Raw genomic sequence first — 26,331 nt, 5'->3', positions numbered from 1 at the left:
GCGAATGGTAACTGGTAAGGTGAAGGTTGTCAATCGGTCCGGCTTTCATGTGCGGCCCGCCGGATTTTTTTCTACGGAGATGGGCCTGTTTTCCAGCGAAGTGAAGGTGGGCTTTCGCGGCGGAATGCTGAACGGAAAAAGTATTATGAGCCTGATTGCCGCATGCATCAAATGCGGCGAAGAAATTGAGATTCAGTGCAGCGGACCTGATGAGGGGGCCGCGCTGAAAAAAGCGTTGGAATTGGTAAAATCCGGTTTGGGTGAAACTTAGAAACGGAGATGACGCAAAGATGAAAACCGTATGGAAGGGAGTGGCTGCTTCCCCGGGAATCGGGGTTGGGAAGGTTTTTTGGTATCGGGAAAGAGAACTGCGCTTTCATGCCCGGCATGTGGCGGACACACAAATGGAGTTGCAGCGTTACCGGCAGGCTGTAGACCGCTTCTGCGCCGATACTGAGGCGCGGGCAAGGCTTGTGGCAGCTACAGTGGGGGAGGAACAGGCAGAGATAATCCGCACTCATATCATGATGATTCAGGATCCTTACATACATGGTCAGGTGGAGGGGCGCATTTCTTCAAACCAGTGTGCTGAGGCAGCGTTGGATGCAGTCTGCAGTGTATTCCTGTCCCTATTTTCAAATTCGGGGGACGAACTTGTCAAACAGCGTGCAGCTGATCTGCGGGATGTGAGAGACAGCATGCTGCGGCTGCTTCTGGATGTATCGGAGACAGATCTTTCCGGGTTAGAACCGGGCACCGTCCTGGCTGCGGAGGAGTTGACGCCGTCGGTGACAGCCTGCATTGATCCCAATCTTATAGTAGGGATTGTAACACGGAAAGGAGGGAAGACCTCACACAGTGCAATTCTGGCCAGGGCTCTGGAAATTCCGGCTGTGCTGGGGGTTGACCTGCCCGCGGAAGGATTGAAGAATGGAGAATTAATTGTGGTGGATGGTTTGCAGGGCCGTGTGGTGCTTTCTCCGGATGAAGAGGAGCTCTCCTTTTATCGGCTCATGCGGGCGGATGATTTGAAAGAACGTGTGGCGCTCAAGCAGTTCACAGGCCGGAAAACAGAAACCGCTGATGGAATGCAGGTACGTCTGGCCGCCAATGTGGGCGGACCGGAGGAAACAAAGCGGGCAGCGGAGTTTGGTGCGGATGGGGTAGGCCTGCTCCGCTCGGAATTCCTCTATCTGGATCAGAAGGCGCCGCCGGGAGAGGAAGCACAGTTTGAAGCTTATCGCAAAACTGTGCTGGCCGCGGGCGGAAAACCTGTCACTATCCGTACGCTGGATGTAGGCGGAGATAAGGAAGTTCCATATCTCGACTTTGGAAATGAGGAAAATCCTTTTTTGGGGTGCCGTGCGATCCGGATTTCCCTGCGGAAAAAGGAAATGTTCCGGATTCAGCTGAAGGCAATCCTGCGTGCGGCGGCGTTTGGGGAAGTAAGCATCCTGATTCCTTTTATCACCAGCTTGGAAGAGATACGGGCGGTAAAAGTGCAGCTGGAATGGGCTGCCCAGGAATTGCGGGAGGAAGGACGGCAGTTCAGCAGCGAAATCCGTCTGGGTGTTATGATTGAAACGGCTGCCGCAGTTGTCATGGCGGATAGACTTGCAGCAGAGACGGATTTTTTCAGTATTGGAACCAATGACTTAACCCAGTATGTTTTATCGGTGGATCGGGGGAATCCAAAAGTTGCCGAGTTTTATTCTTATTGTGATCCTGCAGTACTCCGGTCTATCAGACGTGCGGTGCATTGCGCTAAAGAAGCGGGAATCCAGGTGGGAATGTGCGGCGAGGCAGCGTCGGATCCGCTTCTGACGCCGGTGCTTTTGTCGCTTGGGCTGGATACCTTCAGCGTCCCGCCCTCCTCTGTTCTCAGCATTCGCCGCGCCATTTCTCTGTGGGCTCTGCCAGAGGCAGACGCGTTGACAGAGGAGGCGTTTTCGCTGGGAACGGAGCGTGAGGTGCGGGAGCTTCTGGAAAAGCACAGGCGCGGTTGATGTGGTCTGATCCTAAAATGAAAAAGGCATGCAAAAGGAGCCGCTGCAGAATTTATATTTTGCAGCGGCTCCTTTGTTGAATGCACAAAGGCATATTTCCAAGAGTGGCTTGCCCTGGCTACAGATTTCTGGGAATAGGATATTCTAAGTGCACTGTATAAGAGATGTGGCTTTCCTTTTTTCATCAAATCTTAATGCCGCACCTTCTATTTTTAATGAATGTCAGGAGAAAGGAGTGTACATTTATGATACGAGTTTATTGTCTTTACCGTGTATCCACCATAGGTCAAGTGGAGAAAAACGACATCCCGATGCAGCGGCAGGCGTGCCAAGCATTTGCCGCAGAAAAGGGATGGCAGATCGTGGAAGAATTTTCTGAAAGAGGAGTTTCCGGCTACAAGCAATCTGCTGAACAGCGTGAGGCTTTGCAAGAGATAAAACGCGCTGCGCTTCAAAAACGGTTTGATGTGTTGCTTGTTTTTATGTTTGACCGACTGGGCCGCAGGGATGATGAGACACCCTTCGTGGTGGAGTGGTTCGTCAAAAACGGAGTGAAAGTCTGGAGCGTGGTAGAAGGAGAACAGCGGTTTGATGACCATATTGACAAGTTGCTCAATTATATACGCTTCTGGCAATCTTCTGGTGAAAGTCTCAAAACTTCTATTCGCACCAAGGCACGGATGGATCAGTTATTCCAAGAGTACGGCTTTGTAGGAGGAACTGCGCCCTATGGTTACCAGCTATGCCGAATGGGCCGAATCAGCAGACGCGGTCATGAGCTCTATGACCTGATAATCGACCCAGTGGCGTCACGGGTAGTAAAAAAAATATTTGACCTCTACTGTATAGCACGGGAGCCAGCGTCATAATTTATATGCCCCCGCCGAGCAAGCAAACTACGACAACTTAATACAGCGTATCCTATAAACTTCCAGAAATGGAAGAATATGGGGGTATAGCTCAGCTGGGAGGGCACACACCGTATTGCAGTTCAACTCAATTCCGAGGGATGCTGTACCAAACGCGGAGCCCAATGGAATAGCGCCAGCATACGGAATGTGCTGCAAAACCCAATTTATACCGGGGTCCGGCAGCGCGGCGATATTCAGACAAACCGATTTATACATTTGCAAATCATTGAGGACAAGCTGTTTTTGATGGCTCAATCCAGATTGGAACGGAGCAAATTAGAAGCACCGATCGGTGATACCAAGTACAGAGAAAACGTTTTGCTTTCAGAACATCTTTTTTGTATGCATTGTGGAAAACGTATGACGGTAACGCGCAATATAAAAACAAGGATAAAGAAGGACGGATCAAAAGTTACTTATCATCGTCTAAAGTACATTTGCATCAATAAGAGTACCCTGCATCCCTGCGATGGTCAGAGAAGCTATTCTGCTGAGCTTATTGACGCAACGGTATTAAAACTGCTCCAAACAGCCCTGTTTTCAGAGAGTTCCTCCGTTACTGCGCCGGACACATCCTCTGCCAGACTCCAGCATGAAAAATTAGTGCAAGAAATTGCACAGGAACAAATCTCGTTGGAAACCTTGAAAGCTGAAGTCGTCCAAGTGCTTCAGGGCACCAGTGCCTTTGGTTCCGTTTTGATCCGTGACCTTATTCAACGATCGGAAAGCAGATTAATGACACTCAATCAGGAACTTCTTGCCGTACAAGAGGAGCAGCGCAGCAGCAAAGCGCAATGGGGCAGGATTTCAGAGCTTCGCAAAACGCTGATTAAAACAAACGTAAGCAAGCTCAACACTCTTCCGCTTCATCAGCAACGTGAAATTGCCAATATGCTGATTTCCCGCATCGAGCTGGGACAAGGCGGAGCAATCCGAGTCCAGTGGAGCTACGGGGATACTGCTCACTTGCCTGCAAGAGCCGGCGGTTGAAGGGCATGCAAAAAATCACCTGAAAATGGAAGAGTTTCTTCGAATAAGCATAAAACTCGTGGCAGGTAGCCACAAGTCGGGGGTATACATTCTTCGGGCAAAGCGGAAGTTGGGAGTCAACCTTTCCATGAGCGCAAAAAAAGAAAGCCTTGAAAACATAGTGTTTTCAAGGCTTTCCTGTTCTTGGTGGAGATAAGCGGGATCGAACCGCTGACCTCTTGAATGCCATTCAAGCGCTCTCCTGAGTCCATCGGTTACATACCCCTCTAAATGGAGTTAGGAGAAGCGCATCAAAACGTGGGAGAGCCCTTTGTTATCAAGGTTTTCTCTATCCTACCTTATAAAATTGGAAATGTCAACGCCGCCCATAGTCTCCATAGGGCGGCGTTGTATTTATTATTTTATCTATCTTCGCGGTGCTCATCATCATGGCATACGTTGCACAAAGTCTCTAAATTTTCTTCTGTGTTGTCTCCTCCATCTGCATGGTGCTTTTTGTGATGAAGCTCCAACATCTTTCTCGGGTCATCTTTTGACAGCATATCTCGGTTCCAGCCACAACGCACACAAGAAAAATGATCTCGTTCCAGTACTGCCACACGCACAGGGTCCGGTATCTTTCTATCATGCGGGGGCGCCTGTCTATCTTCTTCTAAGACATAAACCCCAACAGGTAAATCCTCTCGGCCCGTATTTTTAGTTACTATCGGCCAGCCTTCCTCTGTACGCAATTCTCTTACCCGGCGTGCCCATTCTTTTGTGTTGCTAGCTAGATAACTCAATTCTTCTCCAGTGACCTGGGCACCAACATTTTTTCTAAAATACTCAATGAGTTTATCCTTAGTAGCTATCTTCTTTCTGCGGATTTCATTGAGAATATTCCATCGAAGTGCGGCCTCCTTATCCTGTTCAGTACGCATCAGCACATATTGATCCGGCTTAATTCTTAATGGATCAATGCCAATAGCTTCAAATGCAAAAATGTCATCGGGATTTTGAGCCATTTGCCTAAAGGTTACCCCTGAGTATATCCACCACCCGAATTGTATCCGTAATTCTCTGACACGCCGTGCCCACTCACTTATTCCCGATACCACCATGAGTTCATCCCCATCAATGACTGTTTGAGGATATTGTTGAAGATAGGCTATAATGCGATCCCTCGCTGATGGTGCTTCGTCGGGCGAAATTAACGAGCTACCCAAATCTCTGAGTTTGTGAAACGCCGGCACTAGCGCAACTACCTTGGCTCTTAGATTGTCCTGCTTTAGTTCCTCTGAAAAGTTAACCAACAAATCAACTAGAGATTGACGAATATCTTCTGGTATATTATTTGGCTGAGATCGACGTGTCAAACCGTCACCTTCTTTCGTTATTCAGACGATGTTTCACTAAGCAAAAAATTTTTCAAACGTAACACTAAAGCATCCTCGTTCTGTTTTTTAATCTCGCATTCCCAAACAATTAATACTCGCCAACCAAGTTCATTAAGTTTTATTACATCTATTTCATCGCGTTTAATATTTTTGCCTATCTTCTCATTCCAAAATTCTACATTAGTTTGTGGCCGATGGCCGCGTTTACAATCGTGTCCATGCCAAAAACAGCCGTGGACAAAAATTACCGCTTTATATTTAGGCAATACGATGTCAGGTTTGCCGGGTAGGTCTTTTCGGTTTAAGCGAAATCTAAATCCATTTCGATGTAAAATACTCCTTAATTTCACTTCAGGGGCAGTATTTTTTACCTTAACCCGCGACATTATTTGACTTCTTTTCGCTGGATCAAATACATCAGCCATACTTTTCCGACCTTATTTCTAAAAGTCTTTCTACACACCCTGCAACTTGTGCGGCCAGTAAAGGCGGAACAGCATTTCCTATTTGTTTTGCCACTTCAATTTTACTTCCTAAAAAACGAAACGTGTCAGGGAATGACTGTACCCGTGCAGCTTCACGATGTGTAATTGGCCTGTGCTCTTTAGGATGCAAATACCGGCCCTTTTCCGGCTTAAAAAACTCGGTACGTATAGTGACGGATGGCTTGTCCCACCATAACCGCCCGAACAAGTCGGTACCTCCAGACTTCTTATTAATCCAACACTGTGGCGTTATCTCCGGTGCTACCCGTTGCAAGTCAAAGCGGTTCATTCCCTCATCGGGTATCGCCTTATAGCGCCTAAGGCTTACTTCCGTTGGAGTACGTCCAAAATGTAAATCCAGAGGCGGCTTGACATCCCGTCTTATTTCTGTACCAACCGGCTTAGGCAAATCTTCAATGGCGTCCCGAACCGTCCGCCAAGGCAACGGATTTTGGACATATCCATCTTCTGGTTTTATAGAAGCCAGAGAAACGGTGGCGGGGTTATAATGCGTTTTTAATGGAGGAAAAAACTCATTTGGATCTGCAAACTTACACCCAAGAATAAATGCTCTATATCTCACTTGTGGCACACCATAATCGGCAGCGCATAATTTCGCCTTAGCAAGTGTAGAAAAGCCCAATTTCGCAGCAAATTGTGCAATAGCTTTGTATTCATCTGAGTCCAGTAACTGCGGTACATTTTCCATCACGAAAACTTCTGCCCCAGACCGCTTGACAACTTCCATAAATGGACGCCATAGACTTCTTCTTACATCTCCATCGCGGTTTCTATTTAATAGGCTAAAACCTTGACATGGTGGCCCGCCAATAACAACATCGGCAGATGGAATTTTTATTTTCGGGTCATCCAACAAATCAATTATGTCACCGACGACACAATGGTTGTTGTAATTTTCATTGTATGTATCAGCGGCATATTGGTTAAAGTCATTGGCCCAAACCGGTTCAAAGTTGTGTCCCATTATGCTACTAAAGCCGAGAGATAACCCCCCGGCACCACAAAACAAATCAATTAATCTATATTTTCGGTTCGCCATTGTTTCACCTTTATAATCTTAGAATTTATTTGTTTGATGCCATGTCTTGATTTTGATTATATTCATAATATCACAAAAAACGGACTGTGTCACTCGATTTTATTTGATAAACCTATTTTAATGTCAACGCCGCCCTATGGAGACTATGGGCGGCGTTTTCATATATCCTAGCAGGCCAAGCCGTTAGGTTTGGCCTTTTTTCATGCCACGAAAGAGGAGGTATCAGTGAATGGCAGACGAAACGAAAATCACCGGCACGGGGGAAACGCCCGCGCCGGAGTCCCATGACCTTGAATCACCCGGCCCCCCAACCTCCGAGCAGGGCGTAATTCCGGGGATTGACAATCCCCCCCGCCTTCGGATAAGGTGATCAACCTCTCGGATGTTCTGAAGGGAGCTGGCAGCGGTGACGAGGCCGCCGTGACGGATGAGAAAGGCCCACCCGTGCCGGAGGTGACTAATCCCCCTGCTGGCCCGACCCAAAGGGGTAAGTCCCTGGAGGACGATAACCGTCAGGAGTGGGAAATACCCAGCGCCGAGCTGGAGGCCCGCAAGCAGAAGCCCAAGCGGGGCCGCCCGCCCAAAACCCAGGATACCCCCGGCAAGGGCAAGCGGGCCGCACCGGGCAAGGCAGGCCGCGCTCCCAAGGCCGCCGATAAAGGAGGCCCGACTGCTGAGAACCCTCCGGCCCCCACGGTTGACCCGCCCGAGCCCCGCGACGCTTCCAGCGGTGTGGAGGAGAAGGTTGAATATATCAACCTGTCGGAGCTCCACCCCTCCCCGCTCAACCCCTTCGGCGTGCGGGATGATGTGGAAATGCAGGCCCTGGTGGAAAGCGTCAAGACGGGCCGTTTGAACCAGCCCGCGCTGGTGCGCCCCCGTCCCGATGTCGGCTATGAGATTATCGCGGGCCACCGTCGGCACAAGGCCAGCGAACTGGCCGGGTACTTCAATATGCCGTGTATCGTCCGGCAAATGACCGACGATGAGGCCATTATCGCCATGACGGACGATAACCTCCGGCACCGGGAAAAGCTGTTGCCCAGCGAAAAGGCCCTTGCTATCAAGCAGCAGTATGAGGCGATTAAGCACCAAAGGGTCCGTAGGGACGATGAAGAGGCTGGTTCTTATCAGAAAACTGCCGGCATATTGGGGGGTATAGCTCAGCCGCAGACAGCTGAGCTATACCCCCCACTGAAAAGCAAATTAAGTTAAAAAAACGGCCTAAAACTTTCGTTTTAAGCCGTTTTTTTGGTGGAGATAATCGGGATCGAACCGATGACCTCTTGAATGCCATTCAAGCGCTCTCCTGACCCCATCGGTTACGTACCCCCTAAATGGAGTTAGGAGATGCGCTTCAATACGTGGGAATTATAAAATATTTTATAGCACTTCAATATATGGGGTGAATGTCCTGAATTCAGGATTTTCAGTGCATATCTGTTCAGCAAATGCAAAATCATCTGAGCAGGAAAAAACGCATCTTTGACAATGAATTATCTGAGCTCTGTTAAAATACTCCACCAATTCTATATCTGCTTGCATAAAAGATTTATCAGCAAATAATGTGCTGTATGTTTTAGCATCATACATTCCCAATAATAGCATTGGGGAAATTGGAAATATAATTTCTATTCCATCTGAACTCAACCCAGAATAACTTATAAATCGATCATGTTTATGCGGGATATTAACTACGGGATCGTCCGATGTATAAAACGGTGTATCCGTTTTGTTGACATACATGACCCAAATATGTTGTCGAATAGCATTTGCAAAGTCTACTGCCATATCGGGATCAAGGATCATTCCGCTATGTTCAAGTTTTATATAGTCTTTATTTACCGAAACCGCAAAGGCATCACGCGGTAACGCATCTTCTTCACACATCTGAGTTTTATAAGCCAGTGCTTGAACAAATTGCTCATATGTGCTACTAAGACTTTCTCTAAAGGATTTTGTTCGAATTATCTGTATGGCAATAAAAAAGGCTAGAAGGTCTTTCTCCTCCGCCGAAAAAGCTCTGCAATTTTTCATAACCCATGTGTTCCCGCCATAACTTTTTTTAATAATATTTTGCAATAGGTTGCTATAAACCCCTTCAAGTGTACTAAAAAACTGTTTTTCGATATGTTGGCTCCCATCCAACTGTCGAATAGTCTCCTCAATGTTTTCTGTCTCAAGTATTTGCTTTAAGTCTTGGGTAATCTTTTCCTGTTCTTCAAGCGTTGCCTTATTAAATATGCTATCGAAGTCCAAGTCATAAAAATGATTTTCCATTGCCACATCTAAAAGTTTTTGATTTAGCCGGATTTGCATTTTATGCTTATCAAAGACATTAATATGTTCCGGAGTTGAAGAAAAGTTTTTTAAGTAGCACCTTGGAACATAATGCTCCTTTTTTGTTTCGGCCAACACACTTTTCCTCCTTCGAATTTTATCATAAATTTATTATAGCAAAAATAAATGCTGTTGCAAACATTTTAGTTGTGGTACTGTGTGTATTACGCCGCCCTATGGAGACTATGGGCGGCGTTTTCATATATCCTCGCAGGCCACGCCGTAAGGTTTGGCCTTTTTTCATGCCAAGAAAGAGGAGGTATCAGTGAATGGCAGACGAAACGAAAATCACCGGCACGGGGGAAACGCCCGCGCCGGAGTCCCGTGACCCTGAATCACCCGGCCCCCCTACCGCCGAGCAGGGCGTGCTTCCGGGGATTGACAATCCCCCCGCGCCTTCGGATAAGGTGATCAACCTCTCGGATGTTCTGGAGGGCGCTGGCGGCGGTGACGAGGCCGCCGTGACGGATAAGAAAGGCCCGCCCACGCCGGAGGTGACTGATCCCCCTGCTGGCCCGACCCAAAGGGGCAAGTCCCTGGAGGACGATGACCGTCAGGAGTGGGAAATACCCAGCGCCGAGCTGGAGGCCCGCAAGCAGAAGCCCAAGCGGGGCCGCGCTTCCAAGGAAAATCAGAGCCAGGATACCCCCGGCAAGGGCAAACGGGCCGCGCATGGTAAGGGTGGGCCGTCCGCCCCCAGCAAGGTGGGCCGCACTCCCAAGGCCGCCGCAAAGCCGGGGCCGGTCAAGGAGGGCCCTCCGCCCCCCGCCGCTGACCCGCCCGCGCCCCGCGACGCTTCCAGCGGTGTGGAGGAGAAGGTTGAATATATCAACCTGTCGGAGCTCCACCCCTCCCCGCTCAACCCCTTCGGCGTGCGGGATGATGTGGAAATGCAGGCCCTGGTGGAAAGCGTCAAGACGGGCCGTGTGAACCAGCCCGCGCTGGTGCGCCCCCATCACGATGGCGGCTACGAGATTATCGCGGGCCACCGTCGGCACAAGGCCAGCGAACTGGCCGGGTACTTCAATATGCCGTGTATCGTCCGGCAAATGACCGACGACGAGGCCATTATCGCCATGACGGACGATAACCTCCGGCACCGGGAAAAGCTGTTGCCCAGCGAAAAGGCCCTTGCTATCAAGCAGCAGTATGAGGCGATTAAGCACCAGGGGGCCCGTGGGAATGACGAGGAGGCCGGTAAGCTCTCCCTTGCCCAGGTGGGTGAGCGCAACGGCATGAGCATCAAAACGGTGCAGCGGTATCTCTGGCTGGATGACCTTGTTCCCGAACTGAAAACGGCGATGGACGAGAGCAAGCTGTCCTTTACCCCCGCCGTGGAGATTTCCCGTATCCGGCCCAAGCTCCAGAAGTATATCGCCGCTTCTATTGAAACGCTGGGTTCTCCGTCCCAGGGACAGGCGAAACGGATGCGGGAGTTGGATAAGAAAAAGGAACTGAATACCGATGTTGTTGACATGATCATGGGTGAGGAAAAGAAAAAGGAGGATCGCAACGTGATTATTACTGGCGCTGAACTGGAGAAGTATTTCGGCCCGGAGGCCCCGGTTGATGAAATGAAGGGCCAGATCCTGGCCCTGCTGGACGAATGGAAGGAAAGGCAGCCCTCCGAACTGGACAAGGGCAAAACGGAAAAAACGGCGGATATTGAAAAGTAGCCTCTGGTCATCCTGGCCAGAGGTTTTCGTTTCTCCAAACACGCCCCGGTGAGCATGGCGCTGGTGGTGATATATCCCCCGTCGCCGCCCTTCCCTGGGCGCAGGCGGGGTTGACAGTCAAGGGTGCGAAGCACCGCCGCCTTGCGGCGGCTTGCCCTTGACGGGCGGCCCCGGCTGTGCCACACCCAGCGGCGCGACGGGGGGTATATCCTCCAGAGCCGCCCCCTTTCCCATGAATGGGAAAGGGCGGGGGATAGGGCTGACCCTACCTTGTAAAAATATCGGAGGTTTTGAAGACGAAAAGACCCTTTGCGTATATTACCGCCGCATGGCGCGGCGACCCCTGCGAGGTGACGGAACAGGCGGCGGAGTACTGCCGGGCTGTGTACGAGGCGGGCTTTTCGCCCATCTGTCCCACGCTGTTTCTGCCGCTGTTTCTCAATGACGCGGTGCCGGAGGAGCACAAGGACGGCATCGACATGGGCCGCGACCTGCTCCGGCGCTCCCGTGTGCTGGTGGTGTGCGGCATCCCTATCACTGAGGAGATGAAAAACGACATCGCCGTAGCCCAGCGGCTGGGGATCACGGCCACCACCCTGGAGGGTATTCTGGCGGTCAAGGGCCAGGGGCGCAGGCGCGGCGGGCGCTGATGGCGCTTCTGGCCATCGTGGCCAGAGGCCCGGATTGAAAGGAGGCGGTTTGCATGATTGACGAGGAAGTGTCCCGCAGTACCATCGCCATCACCGTCCGGGCCAGTAAGCTGACGGCGCGGGGCCTTGCCTATGTGCTGGGTGCGGCTGCCCGGAAAATCCGCAAGGCCCAGCGGGCGGGAAAAGCGCCCCAGGGCAAGCAGAGCGCCCGGAGGCTCATGCGCCAGGTTGGGGACACCAGCGGCATGGATTTGCCCGGCGATACCCGGCTGTTTGACCGGGTGGCCCGGCGCTGGGGCGTTGACTACGCCATCCGGCCCGTGGATAAGGGCAAATATCTCTTGTTGTTCAAGGCAAATCAGGCCGACGCCATCACCGGCTGTTTTTCGGAATACTCCCGGCGTATGCTGGCCCGCACCAAGAAAGGGCGGGCCCCTGTGTTGGAGCAGATGGAGCAAGCCCAGGAACAAGTGCGCCAACAGCCCCATCGCCAGCGGGAGCGTGAAAAGGAGGTAGCGGCTGAGGACAGATAAAATCCGCAAATACATTTTACCCAATTTACCTTATCTGTTTATCCTGTGGGCCTGCCTGAAAGTGGGGACGGCCTATCGTCTGGCGGCGGGCGCTGGCTTCGGTGAAAAGCTCATCGGGACGATCCAGACCATCGGCCCGGCCTTTGCGGACTTCGCGCCGGGGCTTGTGCCTTTCGATTGGCTGGTGGGCATCGTGGGGGCGGCGGCCTTCCGGCTGCTTATCTACTGCAAGACGAAAAAGGCCAAGAAATACCGGCCCGACGCGGAGTACGGCAGCGCCCGCTGGGGCACCCCCAAGGATATAGCCCCCTTCACCGATCCCAAGTTTGAAAACAACGTCATTCTCACCGGGACGGAGTTTCTCACCATGAACACCCGGCCCAAGATACCGGCCAACGCCCGCAATCTGAATTGCTGTATTATCGGCTCGTCCGGCTCCGGCAAGACCCGGTTTTGGCTGACCCCGCAGCTATTGCAGGCCAGCGCGGGCAAAAACGGCGGATGCAGCTATGTGGTGGTAGACCCGAAAGGCGGCGTCCTCTCCCAAGTGGGCTCCTTCCTGCAAAAGCGGGGGTATAGGATCAAGGTATTCAATTCCATTGATTTCAGTAAGTCGATGCACTATAACCCCCTGGTGTATATCCGTAACGAGGTAGACATCTTGAAGTTTGTCAACGCCCTGATCGGCAACACCAAGGGCGAGGGGAAGGAGTCAGACCCCTTCTGGGAAAAGTCGGAGCGGCTGCTCTACTGCGCGTTGATTGCCTATATCATTTTCGAGGGCCCCGCCGAGGATCGGAACATGAATACCCTGGTGGATATGATTTCCGGCATGGAGGTCAAGGAAGAGGACGACGACTTTATGAACGCGGTGGACTATATGTTCGCGGGGCTGGAAAAGCGCAAGCCGGATTGCTTTGCGGTGAAGCAGTATAAAAAGTACAAGCTGGCCAGCGGCAAGACGGCCCGCAGCATACTTATTTCCTGCGGTGCCCGCCTTGCGCCGTTTGACATCCCACAGCTCCGGGAGATCATGTCTTATGACGAAATGGAGCTTGGCCGCATGGGCGACAGGCGCACGGCAACCTTTTTCGTGATCTCCGATACGGACAGCACCTATAACTTTTTGGTGGCCTTGGCCTTTTCGCAGATGTTCAATCTGCTTTGCGAGAGGGCCGATAACGTCCACGGGGGCCGCCTGCCCCATCATGTACGGGTACTCTGGGATGAGGCCGCGAACACGGGGCAGGTGCCGGAGCTCCAGAAGCTGGTGGCCGTCATACGCTCCCGCGAGATCAGCCTGTGCCTGTTCTACCAGCAGATGGCGCAGTGTAAGGCCATTTACAAGGACAACGCCGAGACGATCCTGGGCAATATGGACAGCGTTATTTTCCTGGGTGGCCGGGAAAGCTCCACCATCAAGGAGATTTCAGAAAATTGGCTGGGCAAGGCCACCATCTCCATGCAGACCGAGGGGCGCTCCCGTGGGCAGTCTGAAAGTTTCAACCTGAATACCCAGCGGCTGGGCCGTGAACTGATGACCCCCGCCGAGCTTGCCACCATGCCGGGCGACAAGTGCATTTTGCAGCTCCGTGGCCTGCCGCCCTTCTTCTCCCACAAGTACGATCTGAAACAGCACCCCAATTACAAGTACACCGCCGAGGCCGACAAGCGGAACGCCTTTGACCTGGGCCGCCTGATTGACCGGCGCATGAAGGACATAAACCCCGACGAGCTATATACCGTGTACGAGGTGGACGTGCCGGACGAGCACATGGAAGAGGACGAGGACATCCTCAACTATGATGATCTCGATGACCCGGACACTTTTGTATAATAAACACCCCCCACGCTCCACTAAGAATTGGAGCGTGGGGGCCACTATAATACAGCGCCTTGTAAAATGGATAGTAACTACTATAAGACTTGTTGTGCGTATTCGTTCCAATACTCATCGTCACTTGTTACGCCATGTAACCAGCAGTACAAAAGTATCGCCTCTAATTCTTGCTTCCGCCCTTTGATGAAGCTCTTTTTAGGCATACTTCTATATAGAGAATCCAGACAAAAAAGATTGCTCTTTTGCCTATAATCATAATCCCAAAAGAACGATTCACTTAGGCTAATTCCTTTATATTCTGAACGCTTATCATAATATTCGGTTTTTTGCTTATGCCCTTTGGGCCACATTTCTGGGCATTCAAAAAAATAGTGCGCCCACTCATAACAAAAATTATAGACATTTACACCATGCTTATTATAAGTATCAAATATCCATTCATTAACACTATCTGAAATATAAAAATCCGAATCATATGGGTAAAAGGAATTTCTAATTCGGTGGGCCTCTTTTACAAAAAGAAATACCATTTCCGATTGTCCGTCAAGGAATTTAAATCGCTTAATAGCCTTTGGATAAATATCATATGAAAGCGCTCGAAACTCGGCTTCGCTGTCGTAAAGGAGAAAATAATTATCTGTGATCAAATTCATTAATTGCTTATGCATATATTTACCGTAAGATGAATAAATCGAGACAAGCCACTCCCTTACCTCTGAATTGTATTCCCGAACAATATGCCTATACTTATCTACTTTTTGTTCATGCAGAACAGTTTTTTCGTCGGCGGGCTTTAAGTCCAAATAGTTATTAAAGTATTCAAATATATAGTTAACACAAATCCGTGTATTTTCTGAACGCTTTTCCAAATCGTATTCATTGATGCCATCTTCTCGTTTTCGTTTTACGATGTATTCTTCAAGCGTCATCGTATACACCTTTCCTTCACATAATATAGACTTTATCTTACAACACAAATGCCTTCAAGACAACATACTACAACCTGTTTTCGATCAATATTTCATAAAATCTGTGTACGAGGTGGACGTGCCGGACGAAAGGTACATGGAAGAGGACGAGGACATCCTCAACTATGACGATCTCGACGACCCGGATGCCTTTGTATAGCTTCTGGCCAGTGTGGCCAAAGGTGTAAGTGCCGCCTGAAAGGGCGGCTTTTTTCATGGCCGGGGCGCTGTCCCCGGAGAAATGGAGGCACTATGCAGTTTTTCGCTACCGCCGTTACGACCCTTCAAACCCTTGTGATCGCCCTGGGCGCTGGTTTGGCCGTGTGGGGCGTGGTCAATCTGCTGGAGGGCTACGGCTCGGATAACGCGGCGGCCAAAAGCCAGGGGATCAAGCAGCTCATGGCCGGGGGCGGCATCATCGTCCTGGGCACTACGCTGATCCCCCTGTTGTCCTCACTGTTTTAAGGGCGGCAACACATGGGTATTCTCACCGACTGGATCACGGACTGGCTGAAAGGGCTTCTCATTGACGGAATTATGGGGAACCTGGAGGGGCTTTTCGATACGGTCAACACCCAAGTCGGGGAGATTGCGGTACAGGTGGGGACGACCCCGGCGTCGTGGAACGCCGGGGTTTTCTCCCTCATACGGCAGCTTTCCGAAACGGTGATACTGCCGGTGGCCGGGCTGATCCTAACATTCGTTGCTACCTACGAGCTTATCCAGATGATCCTGGAAAAGAACAATATGCACGAGTTTGATGTGGCGAATATCTACAAGTGGGTTTTCAAAACCGCCTGCGCCATCCTCATTCTCTCCAACACCTTTAATATTGTCAACGCCGTGTTCGACGTGTCGCAGAGCGTCATCGCCCAGGCCGGTGGGCTCATCCAGGGCTCCACGGACATCACGCCGGACATGCTGGCGAACCTGGAAACGACGCTGGAGAGCATGGAGCTGGGCCCCCTGCTGGGCCTCTGGCTCCAGTCCTCCCTCATCGGCATTACCATGTGGGCGCTGAATACCGTGATCTTCGTGATCGTCTACGGCAGAATGATAGAAATATATTTGCTGGCCAGTTTAGCGCCCGTGCCGATGGCGACCCTTGCCAACCGGGAAATGGGGAACATGGGCCAGAACTACCTGCGATCCCTGTTCGCCGTGGGCTTCCAGGGCCTTCTCATTTTGGTATGCGTGGGGATCTATGCGGTTCTCATCCAGGGCATCGCCACAGGCGGCGACCCTATCGGGGCGATATGGGGCACCGTGGGCTATACGGTCTTGCTCTGCTTTATGCTGTTCAAGACGGGCAGCATCTCAAAAAGTATATTTGGCGCTCACTAAAAGGAAAGGTGATACATGACAGACCATTTTACTTCTGGCCAGTGTGGCCAGAGCTTTGCTCCGGACGGGCGGCCCCTGGCCCCGGACGGTTTGTTTCTCATGGACGGGATCGAGGGCCTGCGCTCCCTGCCCCGTCACTCCGTCGATCTGCTCCTGACCGATCCGCCCTACGGCACCACCCGGAATTACTGGGACGTGCCCCTGCCCCTCCCGGAGCTGTGGGAGGCGGTGCGGTGGGCGGTGAAGCCGGAGGGCGCGGTGCTCCTGTTCGCCCAGTGTCCCTATGACAAGGTGCTGGGGGCCTCCAACCTCCCCATGCTCCGCTATGAGTGGGTGTGGTACAAAAGCCGCTGTACCGGGTTTCTCAACGCCCGCCGGGCCCCGCTGAAAAAGTCGGAGAACATTTTGGTGTTCTACCGCAAGGCCCCGGCCTACTATCCGCAGTTCGACCAGGGGGAGCCGTACAAGAAAATCCACCACCGCAGCGGCAACAGCCCCAACTATGGGAAGTTTGAGCGTACCAGCGGCGAGTCGGATGGGCGGCGCTTCCCTGGGAATGTGCTGGCCTTCTCCACCGTGGCCAGCGGCATCCACCCCACGCAGAAGCCGGTGGACTTGTGCGAGTACCTGATCCGCACCTACACCCGGGAGGGCCAGGTGGTGGCGGACATCTGCGCGGGGAGTGGCACAACGGCGGTGGCCGCCCTGAACACGGGCCGCCGGTACATCTGCTTTGAAAACGCCCCGGCCTTTTACGGCCCGGCCACCGAGCGCCTGGAACGGGCGCGGGAGGCCGTCAACCAGGGCTGGAAGGGAGTGTAACTATCGGAGACTATTCCATCATCTACGCCGATCCCCCCTGGCGCTACGGACAAAAGGGGGTGCAGGGGGCGGCGGAGCACCATTACCCCACAATGGGGATTGACGAGTTATGCGCTCTGCCCGTGGCCGATCTTGCGGCCCCGGACTGTGCGCTTTTTTTGTGGGCCACCTTCCCCCAGCTCCCGGAGGCCCTGCGGCTGATCCGGGCCTGGGGCTTCACCTACAAGAGCGCGGCCTTTGTCTGGCTGAAAAAGAACCGCAAGGCGGATAGCTGGTTTTATGGCCTGGGCTTTTGGACAAGGGCCAATGCGGAGGTGTGCCTGCTGGCGACCAGGGGCCGCCCCAAGCGGCAGGCGGCCAACGTCCACCAGTTCATCATTTCCCCCATCGAGGCCCACAGCAAAAAGCCGGATGAGGCGCGGGACAAGATTGTGGCCCTGCTGGGGGACGTGCCCCGCGTGGAGCTGTTCGCCCGGCAGACAACGCCCGGCTGGGACGTGTGGGGCAACGAGGTAACGCCTACAGCCAACTTATGGCCATCGTGGCCAGAGGTGGGCGGGGCCGGAGAGGAGGCAACGCATGGCCTATGTGAACGTCCCCAATGACCTGTCCAAAATCAAGACCAAGCTGGCGCTGAACCTGACCCGCCGCCAGCTCCTGTGCTTCGGCGGCGCGGCGCTGGTGGGCATCCCGGCCTTCCTGCTGACCCGGAGCGCCATCGGCAATACCGGGGCTATGTTCCTGATGCTGGCCGTCATGCTCCCAGCCTTCTTCCTGGCGATGTATGAGCGGGACGGCCAGCCCTTTGAAAAGGTGGTGCGGAACATCGTCCGGGCGCGGTTTCTGCGCCCCGGCGTGAGGCCCTACCGCACGGAGAATATGTACGCCCCGTTTACAGGAAAGGAGGAGCCGATTGACCAAAAGCAACCCCACAGCAAAACACGGCCCCGCAAGGGGTAAAGGGTGGGCGGCCCTGTCCGCCCAGCAGACCGTCCCCTATGTGGAAATGCTCAAAGACGGCGTTTGCAAGGTGCGGGACGGCTACTATACCAAGACCATCGCCTATGAGGACATCAATTATTCGGTGGCAAGCACCGAGGATCAGGCGGCTATCTTTAGCGGCTGGTGCTCCTTCCTGAACTACTTTGACAGCGCCCTGCCCTTCCAGCTCTCCTTCGTCAACCACCGCTCCCGTGGCGGGGGCCGCTATAAGGTGAACATTCCCCCGGCCCAGGATGCCTTTGACAGCATCCGGGCCGAGTACACGGAAATGCTCAAACGGCAGATTGCCCGGAGCAACAACGGGATCGTGCGCTCCAAGTACATCACCTTTGGTATTGCCGCCGCCGACCTCGCCGCCGCCCGGCCCCGGCTGGAGCGGGTGGAGGCGGACATCATGGGCAACTTCAAGCGGCTGGGGGTACATTCCGTGGCCCTGGATGGGCGGGAGCGACTGGAGGCGCTCCACGGACAAATGCACCCAGGGGGCCGGGAGCCCTTCCGCTTCTCCTGGGGGGACATCCCCAAGACGGGCATGGGGACGAAAGATTTCATTGTTCCCTCCAGCTTCGACTTCCGGCAGTCCCGCACCTTCCGGGTGGGCCAGTCCTGGGGGGCGGCCTCCTACTTGCAGATCATGGCCTCCGAGCTGTCCGACAAGCTCCTGCTGGAGCTGTTGGAGCTGGACGCGGAAATGACCGTCACCCTCCACGTCCAGACGGTCGACCAGACCAAGGCCATCAAGACGGTCAAGGGCAAAATCTCCGACATCGACAAGATGAAGGTGGAGGAGCAGCGCAAGGCCACCCGGAGCGGCTACGACCCGGACATCCTGCCCCCTGATCTCATTACCTACGCCAAGGACGCGGCGGCCCTGCTGGCCGACCTCCAATCCCGCAACGAGCGGATGTTCCTGCTCACGTTCTTAATCGTGAACACGGCCCCCACCCGGGAGAAGCTGGAGAACGAGGTGTTCACGGTGTCCGGCATCGCCCAAAAGCACAACTGCGCGTTGCGGCGGCTGGACTGGCAGCAGGAGCAGGGCTATATGTCCTCTCTGCCTCTGGGGTACAACGGCATCGAGATTCAGCGGGGCATGACCACCAGCTCCACGGCCATTTTCATTCCCTTTATGACAAAGGAGCTGCGGATGGACGGGCAGGCCCTCTACTATGGCATGAACGCCCTTTCCGGCAACGTCATCATGGCAGACCGCAAACGGCTGAAAAATCCCAACGGGCTTTTCCTGGGCACCCCCGGGAGCGGAAAATCCTTCGCGGCCAAGCGTGAGATTGTAAATGTGTTTCTGACGTGGCCGGAGGACGACATCGTGATTGCAGACCCGGAGGGGGAATATTACCCCCTCGTCCACCGCCTGGGGGGCCAGGTGGTGAAGCTCACCCCTTCGGCCAGCTCCGGCACCTACATCAACCCCATGGACATCACCCCCGACTATGCCGACGATGAAGATCCGCTATCCCTGAAAAGCGACTTTATCTTGTCCCTGTGTGAGCTCATCGTGGGGGGCCGGGGCGGACTGGCCCCGGTGGAAAAGACCGTCATCGACCGGGCGGTGCGGAATGTCTACCGCCCCTATCTGGCAGACCCGGCCCCGGAGCGGATGCCCATTCTCCAGGACTTGTACGAGGAGCTGCTGCGCCAGCCGGAGCCGGAGGCCCGCCGGGTGGCGTCGGCCCTGGAGCTCTACTGCACGGGATCGCTCAACCTCTTTAACCACAGAACCAACGTGGAGGTGAACAACCGCCTGTTGTGCTATGACATCAAGGCCCTGGGGAAGATGCTCAAAAAGATTGGCCTGCTCATTCTCACGGATCAGGTGTGGGGCCGGGTGACGGCCAACCGGGACAAGCACCGGGCGACCTGGGTGTACCAGGACGAATTTCATATGCTTTTGTCCGATCCGCAGACGGCGGCTTACAGCGTCGAGATTTTCCGCCGTTTCCGCAAATGGGGGGCTATCCCCAGCGGGATTACCCAAAACGTGAAAAGCCTGTTGGAGAGCAGTGAGATCGAGTCCATTTTCGGCAACTGCGATTTTCTCTATCTGCTGTCCCAGGCCGCCGGGGATCGGGAGGTGCTGGCCAGCCACCTGGGGATCAGCCCCCACCAGCTTTCCTACGTCACGCACTCCGGCTCCGGCGAGGGCCTGCTGTTCTATGGCGATACCGCCATCCCCTTTGTGGATCGCTTCCCCAAGGATACCGAGCTGTATGCCCTGCTGACCACCAAGCCGGAGGACAAGGCCGATGAACGAAACGGCGAATGAGGCCGGAGCCCGCCCCGGCCCCGGCGAGGACACTTCTGGTCAGGCTGGCCAGAAGTTCCGGCAGGAAAGCACACAGGAGCGGCTGAACAAGTCCAAGCTCCGCATGGAGAAACGGGGCGGCAAGCTGGAGGCGGCCCGGGAGAAGCTGGCAAACCAAAAACCGCCCAAGCGGCCCGGCCCCGTCAAACGGGTGGGCCGGGCCGCCGGGCGGGGGGTGCATGGCTATGTCCACGGTAAGCTCTTTCAAGTGGAGCAGGATAACGTGGGCACCGAGGGCGCTCACCGCTCTGAAATGGTGGGCGAGGCCGCCCTGCGGGGCGGGGCGCGGTTTGTGAAAAAGCGCGTCCGCACCCATCCGGCCAGGGCCGCCGCTCACGCCGAGTCCAGCTATCTCAAAGCCCAGGCCGACTACCAGACCCGCAAGCTGGCCCAGGAGCACCCGGAGGCTATGAAAAACGCCCTCTCCCGCCAGTGGTATAAGCACAAGCTGAAAAAGCAATATCAAAAAAAGGAGCGGGAGGCCGCCAAGCAGGGCACAAAGGCGGCGGGAAAAACCACCGCCGCCACGGGCAGGGCCGTGGCGGGCTTCGTCAGGCGGCATCCCGTGGGGGCGCTGATCCTGGTGGCCTGCTTTCTGCTCCTGCTCATCATGCAGTCCTGTATGTCGCAGATGGTATCCCTGGGTAACACCACGGTGGGCGCGGTGGCCGCCAGCACCTATCCCGCCGAGGACGGCGACCTGCTGGGGGCCGAGGCCGCCTATGCGGCGCTGGAGGCCGACTTGCGGGGCTACCTGGACAGCTACGAGTCCACCCACAGCTATGACGAATATCATTACGACCTGGACGAGATCGAACACGACCCCTATAATCTGCTGTCCATCCTCTGTGCGCTCCATGAGGGGGCCTGGACGGTGGACGAGGTGCGGGACACCCTGCAAATGCTCTTTGACCGCCAGTATATTCTTACGGAGGATGTGGTGGTGGAGCGGCGCTACTACATTGAGCACGACACCTGGACGGACGAGGACGGCAACACCCATACCGACAGCTACCGGGTGTACTACGATTACTACATCTGCACCGTGACCCTCGAAAACTTCAACCTTTCCAAGCTCCCGATCTACATCATGGGCGAGGAACAGCTCTCCCGGTACGCCCTCTTTATGGCGACCCTGGGCAACCGCCCCGACCTGTTCCCCGGCTCCGGCTATGTGGGAAAGTACGTCACCAACCCGCCCCCGGACTATGAGGTGCCCGAGGAATATCTGGCCGACGAGCGGTTTGCGGCCATTCTGGCCGAGGCGGAAAAGTACATCGGCTATCCCTATGTGTGGGGCGGCTACTCTCCCAGCACGTCCTTTGACTGTTCAGGCTTCGTGTCGTGGGTCATCAATCATTCCGGCTGGGCCGTGGGCCGCCTGGGGGCGACGAGCCTATACAACATCTGCACCCCCGTTTCCACCCCCCGGCCCGGCGACCTTGTTTTCTTCGTGGGCACCTATGACACGGCGGGCTGTTCCCACTGTGGCATCTATGTGGGCGACGGGATCATGCTCCACTGTGGCGACCCCATCCAATATTCCAACCTGAACAGCAGCTATTGGCAGGCTCATTTCTACGCCTACGGGCGTTTACCATGATTGGAGGTTTTACATGGCGACAAGCAAAAGCGCGAAAATCCAGGCCGAGATGGAAAAGGTCAAGGCCAAGATCAGCGAGGCCCAGGCCAAGCTGAAAGAATTGGAGCAGAAGCACCGGGAGGCGGAAAACGAGGAGATCGTGGACATCGTGCGGGGTATGAGCGTCCCCCTGGACGAGCTGCCCCTCCTGCTCCAGAAGCTCCGGGGCGCTTCTGGCCAGGGTGGCCAGAAGTCCGGCCCTGCGGGAGAGGGGGCGGCGGAATGAGAAAAGCGCGGTTTTTAGCGGCGGCCCTGGGGCAGGTCAAACAGATTTTGCTGTCCGCTTTTGTAAGCAGCGCCCACCAAAATAGGGCCGGAGGCATCCTTGCAATCCACCCGGAACAGAGGGATAATAATAGTGGGGATACTCTCTATGTACCTTGAAAACTTCATATTTCCCACGTATTGATGCGTCATCTCAATTTGACAACGTATGATTGAGAAAGGACGGATCAATATGGAAAACCGGGTTTATTGCTTATACAGAGTTTCCACCGACAAGCAGGTGGATCACGACGATAAAAACCAGGCGGACATCCCCATGCAGCGCAAAGCCTGTCACCGCTTCGCAGAGGAAAAGGGCTGGACGATTATTCACGAGGAACAAGAGGACGGCGTTTCCGGCCACAAGGTACGGGCGGAAAACCGGGACAAGGTGCAGATTATCAAGGAACACGCCAAGCAGGGCAAGTTTGACATTCTGCTTGTGTTCATGTTTGACCGCATTGGCCGCATCGCGGATGAAACGCCCTTTGTGGTGGAATGGTTTGTCAAGAACGGCGTCCGGGTGTGGAGCACCCAGGAGGGTGAGCAGCGGTTTGACAATCACACCGACAAGCTCACCAACTACATACGGTTTTGGCAGGCCGACGGTGAAAGTGAAAAGACCTCCATCCGCACCCGGACGAGCCTGGGCCAAATGGTGGAGGAGGGGCACTACAAGGGCGGTAACGCCCCCTACGGATACGACCTCGTAAAAAGCGGGCGGATCAACAAGCGCAAGCATGAAGTCTTTGATTTGGCCGTCAACGAGGCCGAGGCCGCCGTGGTACGGATTATCTTTGACAAGTACGTGCATGAGGGCTACGGAGCCCAGCGGATCGCCAGCTACCTGAACAACAAGGGCTACCGGGCCCGGACGGGCAAGAAGTGGCACCACGCCAGTATCCGGGGTATCATTTGCAATCTCACCTATACCGGGGTTCTGAGAAGCGGCGAAAGCCGTTCCCCCGTCCAGCCCCATTTGCAGATTATCCCGCCGGAGCTGTTCGAGGCCGCTCAAAAGATACGCACCGCCCGCGCCAACTCCGCCGAACAGGAGCGCACCGTCCCCCTGAACACCAGGGGCAATTCCCTGTTGGCCGGGAACGTCTTTTGCGGTCATTGTGGCTCCCGCCTCTCCCTGACCACTAACGGCAAGGCTTATCCCTGCAAAGATGACCCCAGCCGGGTGGTAAAGCGTGTGCGGTATATCTGCTACGGCAAGACGCGCAAGCAAACCGAGTGCGACGGGCCAACCGGCTACACGGCCCACATTCTGGATAGTATCATTGACAAGCTGGTGCGCCAGATATTTGAGCGCATGAAGGCTGTCCCCAAAAGTGAGATTGTCAATGTCCGCTACCGGGAAAAGATGGAGGAGCGGAAAAATCTGCTGGCCTCTGTCCGGGCCGATTATACCAAGGCCGCCGCCGACCTGGACACGCTGAAAGGGGAGGTCATCAAGGCGATCCACGGGGAAAGCGCATTTTCTCAATCCCTGCTGGGCTCACTGATTGCCGAGGCCGAGGCCAAATGCACTGAACTGAAACGCAACTATGACGCGGCCCAGGCCGCCTACGACGAGGGGCAGGCCGTCCTGGCCTCGCTCAACGCCCAATACGACGACATTATTTCCTGGTCTGAAATGTACGACACGGCCAGCTTTGAAGCAAAGAAGATGATCGTCAACTGCCTGATCGGGCGGGTGGAGGTTTACCGGGACTACAAGCTGCACATTGATTTCAACATCGACTTTAACCAGTTTAGCCTCGGAATGGACATTGTGACCATAGCCGCATAAAGCAAAAACCCGCTTCTTTTCAGAAACGGGTTTTTGTCTGCACTCTCTTGAATGTTGGTGGAGATAAGCGGGATCGAACCGCTGACCTCTTGAATGCCATTCAAGCGCTCTCCCAGCTGAGCTATACCCCCAGATTGTAAGAGAGTGCATATTCGATTTTAGGTTTTGAACTACGGGGATACGTAACCGCTTCAACCGGGCTCCCAGCTGAGCTATACCCCCATAATAGTCGTTTGCCGACTTTAAAAAAACTTCATCTCTCAAGTGCTTTGATATAATACCATAGGCCTAAAAAAAATGCAAGCCCTTTTTTGGCTTTTTTAATTTTATTTTTCTTTCCGCTCTATCAAATCGTCAAAAACTGCCGATGTATTTTCTATATCAAGCTGGCAGAATGAAACTGTGCTTAGAAAAAAGTGAATGTTTATTATTTTATTCCTGAAAAGACTTGACACTAAGAAATGTATATAGTATTGTTACAGTATGAACTGAAATTTGAATTATTACAGTATAAAAGCATTTTTGTACAACCAGGCGGCGGACTAAACATCTAACCCGTTAATAGAATTTGGGTATCTAAAAATTTATGATTCCGGTGGTATCGCGGTTTGGTCCTGTTCAAACCTGGCTCAAAGTCAGAACAAAGAAAATCCCGCTTTGCAAATTCAGAAAATCCAAAAACGGAAAGAAGGAAATCCAATGAAAAAGTTCGAGAACATGATTATCGGTTTCGGAAAAGGCGGTAAGACGCTTGCTGGTGTTCTTGCCGCCGCTGGGCAGAGCGTGGCGCTGATTGAGAAATCTCCTTTAATGTACGGCGGCACCTGCATCAATGTGGCCTGTATTCCCTCCAAAGCTCTGGAACATAGCGCACGGTTTTCTCAGGCGCAGGGAGGAACGTTTCGGGAACGGGCTGTCCGTTATCGCACGGCCATCTGGGAAAAACGGGAGCTGACCGCTGCGCTTCGGCAAAAAAATCTGGAGAAGGCAGTTTCTGCAGGTGTAAAAGTAATCCTGGGAACCGCCACTTTTCTGGACGATCACCGGATAAGGCTGGAAAAGGCGGATGGAACGGAGGATGTGCTTTGGGGAGAGCGTATTTTCATCAATACAGGCGCTAGGCCGTTTCTGCCGCCGGTTGACGGACTGCAGAGCAGCCGTTTTGTCTATACCAGTGAGACTATGATGGAACTGGAGACTCTGCCAGGCAAACTTGTGATTATCGGAGGCGGCTATATTGGCCTTGAATTTGCTTCTTATTACAGGAATTTTGGCTCTGATGTAGTCGTACTCCAGGACAGCGATATATTTTTGCCGAGGGAGGATGCTGAAATCGCTGCGGCCGTCCTGGAGAACCTGGAAGCACGCGGCATTCAGGTACTGCGGGGCATACAGGTTCAAAAAATCCGTGACCGGGAGGATGGGGCAGATCTCACTGTCAGGACCGAGTACGGGGAGAGAAAACTCAGCTGCAATGCGGTATTGGTTGCCACGGGCCGACGTCCCAATCTTCAGGAACTTCATCCGGAAGTGGCAGGAATTGAACTCACAGCATACGGCGCGGTCAAGACGGACGAACATCTGCGCACCAATGTGCCTCATATCTGGGCTATGGGCGACGTGGCAGGGGGATTACAGTTCACTTATATCTCTCTTGACGACAGCCGGATTGTAAAGTCACAGCTGTTAGGGGACGGTTCCCGTACGACTGAAAACCGCGGCGCAATTCCCTACAGTGTCTTTTTGGATCCCCCTCTTTCCCGGGTTGGGCTGACTGAGGAAGAAGCGGTGAAAAAGGGTCATGCGGTCAAGGTTGCGCGGCTGCCTGCAGCTGCTGTTCCTAAAGCCAAGGTACTGCGGCAGACGAACGGTCTGCTGAAAGCCATTGTAGACGCAGAGACGGGACAGCTCCTTGGAGCACACCTGTTCTGTGCAGAATCTCAAGAGCTGATCAACCTGCTCAAACTGGCTATTGATGCAGGGATTCCCTATACGGAGCTGCGGGATGCAGTGTATACTCATCCGACTATGAGCGAGGCGCTGAACGATCTGTTCACCGCTGTGAACTAGCAGATAGATACAGGAGTACAGGTAGGAGACCATGTGCTTGTTTCCGGGAAGAAAGCGGGGCTCTTGCTATAAAAGAAAACTTGTTCCTGAAAACTATCGCTCCGGTCTTTCACAAAAGTTGCCCTGCCGCTATAAACTAGGATAGAAGTTTTTTCCGGCATTGGCTGAAAAGTGATTAAGCTTCTGAAATGGTGGCAAACTATCAGTGAAAGATTTTTACCGGAGAGTGAA

Annotated in this window: 25 protein-coding genes and 1 tRNA gene; 19 read left to right on the top strand and 7 right to left on the bottom strand. The window is 53.7% G+C overall.

Annotation, left to right across the window (positions count from 1 at the left end):
* Positions 1-4 precede the first annotated feature (4 nt).
* From BN3911_RS05405 to BN3911_RS05390, 4 genes are all read left to right on the top strand, one after another.
* Positions 5-271: an HPr family phosphocarrier protein gene (locus BN3911_RS05405; RefSeq protein WP_066862439.1), complete on the top strand. Its 267-nt coding sequence runs from the start codon at positions 5-7 to the stop codon at positions 269-271.
* A gap of 19 nt (positions 272-290) precedes the next feature.
* On the top strand, positions 291-2,006 hold the full coding sequence (gene ptsP / locus BN3911_RS05400) for a phosphoenolpyruvate--protein phosphotransferase (protein WP_066862436.1): 1,716 nt from the start codon (positions 291-293) through the stop codon (positions 2,004-2,006).
* A 245-nt stretch (positions 2,007-2,251) separates the two neighbouring features.
* Positions 2,252-2,875, top strand: coding sequence for a recombinase family protein (locus BN3911_RS05395; protein WP_066862433.1), 624 nt, complete (start codon positions 2,252-2,254; stop codon positions 2,873-2,875).
* Positions 2,876-2,989: 114 nt separating this feature from the next.
* Positions 2,990-3,907 (top strand): recombinase family protein, encoded by a 918-nt coding sequence (locus BN3911_RS05390; RefSeq protein ID WP_242871099.1) that lies wholly within the window; start codon positions 2,990-2,992, stop codon positions 3,905-3,907.
* Between the two features lie 401 nt (positions 3,908-4,308).
* On the opposite strand, the gene BN3911_RS05385 is transcribed toward BN3911_RS05390, so the two are convergent.
* From BN3911_RS05385 to BN3911_RS05375, 3 genes are read right to left on the bottom strand one after another with little or no spacing between them, the layout of a single operon-like run.
* Complete coding sequence (locus BN3911_RS05385) at positions 4,309-5,262, bottom strand: HNH endonuclease (protein ID WP_066862427.1); 954 nt, start codon at positions 5,260-5,262, stop codon at positions 4,309-4,311.
* A gap of 17 nt (positions 5,263-5,279) precedes the next feature.
* On the bottom strand, positions 5,280-5,708 hold the full coding sequence (locus tag BN3911_RS05380; protein WP_066862425.1) for a very short patch repair endonuclease: 429 nt from the start codon (positions 5,706-5,708) through the stop codon (positions 5,280-5,282).
* Positions 5,701-6,828 (bottom strand): DNA cytosine methyltransferase, encoded by a 1,128-nt coding sequence (locus BN3911_RS05375; RefSeq protein WP_066862422.1) that lies wholly within the window; start codon positions 6,826-6,828, stop codon positions 5,701-5,703. The genes BN3911_RS05380 and BN3911_RS05375 overlap by 8 nt, the downstream gene beginning before the upstream one ends.
* A gap of 444 nt (positions 6,829-7,272) precedes the next feature.
* On the opposite strand from BN3911_RS05375, the gene BN3911_RS05370 reads away from it, so the two are divergent.
* Entirely contained in the window at positions 7,273-8,043 is a 771-nt protein-coding gene (locus BN3911_RS05370; protein ID WP_066862420.1) for a ParB/RepB/Spo0J family partition protein, read from the top strand.
* Positions 8,044-8,211: 168 nt separating this feature from the next.
* Here BN3911_RS05370 and BN3911_RS05360 read toward each other — a convergent pair whose 3' ends face one another.
* Positions 8,212-9,243, bottom strand: a complete 1,032-nt coding sequence (locus BN3911_RS05360; protein ID WP_066862418.1) for a DUF4238 domain-containing protein — start codon at positions 9,241-9,243, stop codon at positions 8,212-8,214.
* Between the two features lie 194 nt (positions 9,244-9,437).
* On the opposite strand from BN3911_RS05360, the gene BN3911_RS05355 reads away from it, so the two are divergent.
* The 4 genes from BN3911_RS05355 (at position 9,438) to BN3911_RS05340 (ending at position 13,864) form a co-directional block, all read left to right on the top strand.
* The gene (locus tag BN3911_RS05355) at positions 9,438-10,844 is read left to right on the top strand and encodes a ParB/RepB/Spo0J family partition protein (RefSeq protein ID WP_066862416.1); all 1,407 of its coding nucleotides are present in this window, start codon (positions 9,438-9,440) and stop codon (positions 10,842-10,844) included.
* A 290-nt stretch (positions 10,845-11,134) separates the two neighbouring features.
* The gene (locus BN3911_RS05350; RefSeq protein ID WP_066862413.1) at positions 11,135-11,494 is read left to right on the top strand and encodes a DUF7768 domain-containing protein; all 360 of its coding nucleotides are present in this window, start codon (positions 11,135-11,137) and stop codon (positions 11,492-11,494) included.
* 53 nt (positions 11,495-11,547) lie between these two features.
* On the top strand, positions 11,548-12,027 hold the full coding sequence (locus BN3911_RS05345) for a PcfB family protein (RefSeq protein ID WP_242871079.1): 480 nt from the start codon (positions 11,548-11,550) through the stop codon (positions 12,025-12,027).
* The gene (locus BN3911_RS05340; RefSeq protein ID WP_066862412.1) at positions 12,014-13,864 is read left to right on the top strand and encodes a VirD4-like conjugal transfer protein, CD1115 family; all 1,851 of its coding nucleotides are present in this window, start codon (positions 12,014-12,016) and stop codon (positions 13,862-13,864) included. The genes BN3911_RS05345 and BN3911_RS05340 overlap by 14 nt, the downstream gene beginning before the upstream one ends.
* Before the next feature lie 80 nt (positions 13,865-13,944).
* On the opposite strand, the gene BN3911_RS05335 is transcribed toward BN3911_RS05340, so the two are convergent.
* On the bottom strand, positions 13,945-14,796 hold the full coding sequence (locus tag BN3911_RS05335; protein ID WP_066862409.1) for a hypothetical protein: 852 nt from the start codon (positions 14,794-14,796) through the stop codon (positions 13,945-13,947).
* Between the two features lie 291 nt (positions 14,797-15,087).
* On the opposite strand from BN3911_RS05335, the gene BN3911_RS05325 reads away from it, so the two are divergent.
* Genes BN3911_RS05325 through BN3911_RS05290 form a run of 8 tightly spaced genes read left to right on the top strand, consistent with a single transcriptional unit; the run spans position 15,088 to position 22,194 of the window.
* On the top strand, positions 15,088-15,300 hold the full coding sequence (locus BN3911_RS05325; protein ID WP_066862403.1) for a Maff2 family mobile element protein: 213 nt from the start codon (positions 15,088-15,090) through the stop codon (positions 15,298-15,300).
* Positions 15,301-15,312: 12 nt separating this feature from the next.
* Positions 15,313-16,179: a VirB6/TrbL-like conjugal transfer protein, CD1112 family gene (locus BN3911_RS05320; RefSeq protein ID WP_066862402.1), complete on the top strand. Its 867-nt coding sequence runs from the start codon at positions 15,313-15,315 to the stop codon at positions 16,177-16,179.
* A 15-nt stretch (positions 16,180-16,194) separates the two neighbouring features.
* Positions 16,195-17,001, top strand: a complete 807-nt coding sequence (locus tag BN3911_RS05315; protein WP_066862399.1) for a DNA-methyltransferase — start codon at positions 16,195-16,197, stop codon at positions 16,999-17,001.
* A gap of 17 nt (positions 17,002-17,018) precedes the next feature.
* Positions 17,019-17,606, top strand: coding sequence for an MT-A70 family methyltransferase (locus tag BN3911_RS05310; RefSeq protein ID WP_187127712.1), 588 nt, complete (start codon positions 17,019-17,021; stop codon positions 17,604-17,606).
* A complete protein-coding gene (locus BN3911_RS05305) occupies positions 17,581-17,961 on the top strand; it encodes a PrgI family protein (RefSeq protein ID WP_066862396.1) in 381 nt (126 codons plus the stop codon). The genes BN3911_RS05310 and BN3911_RS05305 overlap by 26 nt, the downstream gene beginning before the upstream one ends.
* A complete protein-coding gene (locus BN3911_RS05300) occupies positions 17,915-20,287 on the top strand; it encodes a VirB4-like conjugal transfer ATPase, CD1110 family (RefSeq protein ID WP_372496224.1) in 2,373 nt (790 codons plus the stop codon). Before BN3911_RS05305 ends, BN3911_RS05300 begins: the two co-directional genes overlap by 47 nt.
* A complete protein-coding gene (locus tag BN3911_RS05295) occupies positions 20,268-21,929 on the top strand; it encodes a C40 family peptidase (RefSeq protein ID WP_066862393.1) in 1,662 nt (553 codons plus the stop codon). The genes BN3911_RS05300 and BN3911_RS05295 overlap by 20 nt, the downstream gene beginning before the upstream one ends.
* A gap of 13 nt (positions 21,930-21,942) precedes the next feature.
* Positions 21,943-22,194 carry a DUF4315 family protein gene (locus BN3911_RS05290; RefSeq protein WP_066862391.1) on the top strand — a complete coding sequence of 84 codons (252 nt, stop codon included), beginning with the start codon at positions 21,943-21,945 and terminating at the stop codon, positions 22,192-22,194.
* Positions 22,195-22,208: 14 nt separating this feature from the next.
* Here BN3911_RS05290 and BN3911_RS17160 read toward each other — a convergent pair whose 3' ends face one another.
* Positions 22,209-22,370: a hypothetical protein gene (locus BN3911_RS17160; RefSeq protein ID WP_154669696.1), complete on the bottom strand. Its 162-nt coding sequence runs from the start codon at positions 22,368-22,370 to the stop codon at positions 22,209-22,211.
* Between the two features lie 55 nt (positions 22,371-22,425).
* On the opposite strand from BN3911_RS17160, the gene BN3911_RS05285 reads away from it, so the two are divergent.
* A complete protein-coding gene (locus BN3911_RS05285) occupies positions 22,426-24,030 on the top strand; it encodes a recombinase family protein (protein WP_066862389.1) in 1,605 nt (534 codons plus the stop codon).
* Between the two features lie 55 nt (positions 24,031-24,085).
* Here the strand turns inward: BN3911_RS05285 and BN3911_RS05280 are convergent.
* A tRNA-Ala gene (locus BN3911_RS05280) sits at positions 24,086-24,161 on the bottom strand.
* A gap of 568 nt (positions 24,162-24,729) precedes the next feature.
* Here BN3911_RS05280 and BN3911_RS05275 point away from each other — a divergent pair.
* Entirely contained in the window at positions 24,730-26,100 is a 1,371-nt protein-coding gene (locus tag BN3911_RS05275) for an FAD-dependent oxidoreductase (RefSeq protein ID WP_066862386.1), read from the top strand.
* The last annotated feature ends 231 nt before the right edge of the window (positions 26,101-26,331 follow it).

The organism is Neglectibacter timonensis, from assembly GCF_900048895.1.
GTDB lineage: Bacteria > Bacillota > Clostridia > Oscillospirales > Acutalibacteraceae > Acutalibacter > Acutalibacter timonensis.
Note: the sequence above shows the minus strand (reverse complement) of the source record. Positions and strands in the feature narration are given on the sequence as shown.

What these genes read in the sequence shown, in the direction of transcription:
- BN3911_RS05405 (WP_066862439.1), top strand. Translation starts at nt 5, where the DNA reads ATGGTAACTGGTAAGGTGAAGGTTGTCAATCGGTCCGGCTTTCATGTG.
- ptsP (WP_066862436.1), top strand. Translation starts at nt 291, where the DNA reads ATGAAAACCGTATGGAAGGGAGTGGCTGCTTCCCCGGGAATCGGGGTT.
- BN3911_RS05395 (WP_066862433.1), top strand. Translation starts at nt 2,252, where the DNA reads ATGATACGAGTTTATTGTCTTTACCGTGTATCCACCATAGGTCAAGTG.
- BN3911_RS05380 (WP_066862425.1), bottom strand. Translation starts at nt 5,708, where the DNA reads ATGGCTGATGTATTTGATCCAGCGAAAAGAAGTCAAATAATGTCGCGG.
- BN3911_RS05375 (WP_066862422.1), bottom strand. Translation starts at nt 6,828, where the DNA reads ATGGCGAACCGAAAATATAGATTAATTGATTTGTTTTGTGGTGCCGGG.
- BN3911_RS05355 (WP_066862416.1), top strand. Translation starts at nt 9,438, where the DNA reads ATGGCAGACGAAACGAAAATCACCGGCACGGGGGAAACGCCCGCGCCG.
- BN3911_RS05345 (WP_242871079.1), top strand. Translation starts at nt 11,548, where the DNA reads ATGATTGACGAGGAAGTGTCCCGCAGTACCATCGCCATCACCGTCCGG.
- BN3911_RS05335 (WP_066862409.1), bottom strand. Translation starts at nt 14,796, where the DNA reads ATGACGCTTGAAGAATACATCGTAAAACGAAAACGAGAAGATGGCATC.
- BN3911_RS05325 (WP_066862403.1), top strand. Translation starts at nt 15,088, where the DNA reads ATGCAGTTTTTCGCTACCGCCGTTACGACCCTTCAAACCCTTGTGATC.
- BN3911_RS05320 (WP_066862402.1), top strand. Translation starts at nt 15,313, where the DNA reads ATGGGTATTCTCACCGACTGGATCACGGACTGGCTGAAAGGGCTTCTC.
- BN3911_RS05315 (WP_066862399.1), top strand. Translation starts at nt 16,195, where the DNA reads ATGACAGACCATTTTACTTCTGGCCAGTGTGGCCAGAGCTTTGCTCCG.
- BN3911_RS05305 (WP_066862396.1), top strand. Translation starts at nt 17,581, where the DNA reads ATGGCCTATGTGAACGTCCCCAATGACCTGTCCAAAATCAAGACCAAG.
- BN3911_RS05295 (WP_066862393.1), top strand. Translation starts at nt 20,268, where the DNA reads ATGAACGAAACGGCGAATGAGGCCGGAGCCCGCCCCGGCCCCGGCGAG.
- BN3911_RS05290 (WP_066862391.1), top strand. Translation starts at nt 21,943, where the DNA reads ATGGCGACAAGCAAAAGCGCGAAAATCCAGGCCGAGATGGAAAAGGTC.
- BN3911_RS05285 (WP_066862389.1), top strand. Translation starts at nt 22,426, where the DNA reads ATGGAAAACCGGGTTTATTGCTTATACAGAGTTTCCACCGACAAGCAG.
- BN3911_RS05275 (WP_066862386.1), top strand. Translation starts at nt 24,730, where the DNA reads ATGAAAAAGTTCGAGAACATGATTATCGGTTTCGGAAAAGGCGGTAAG.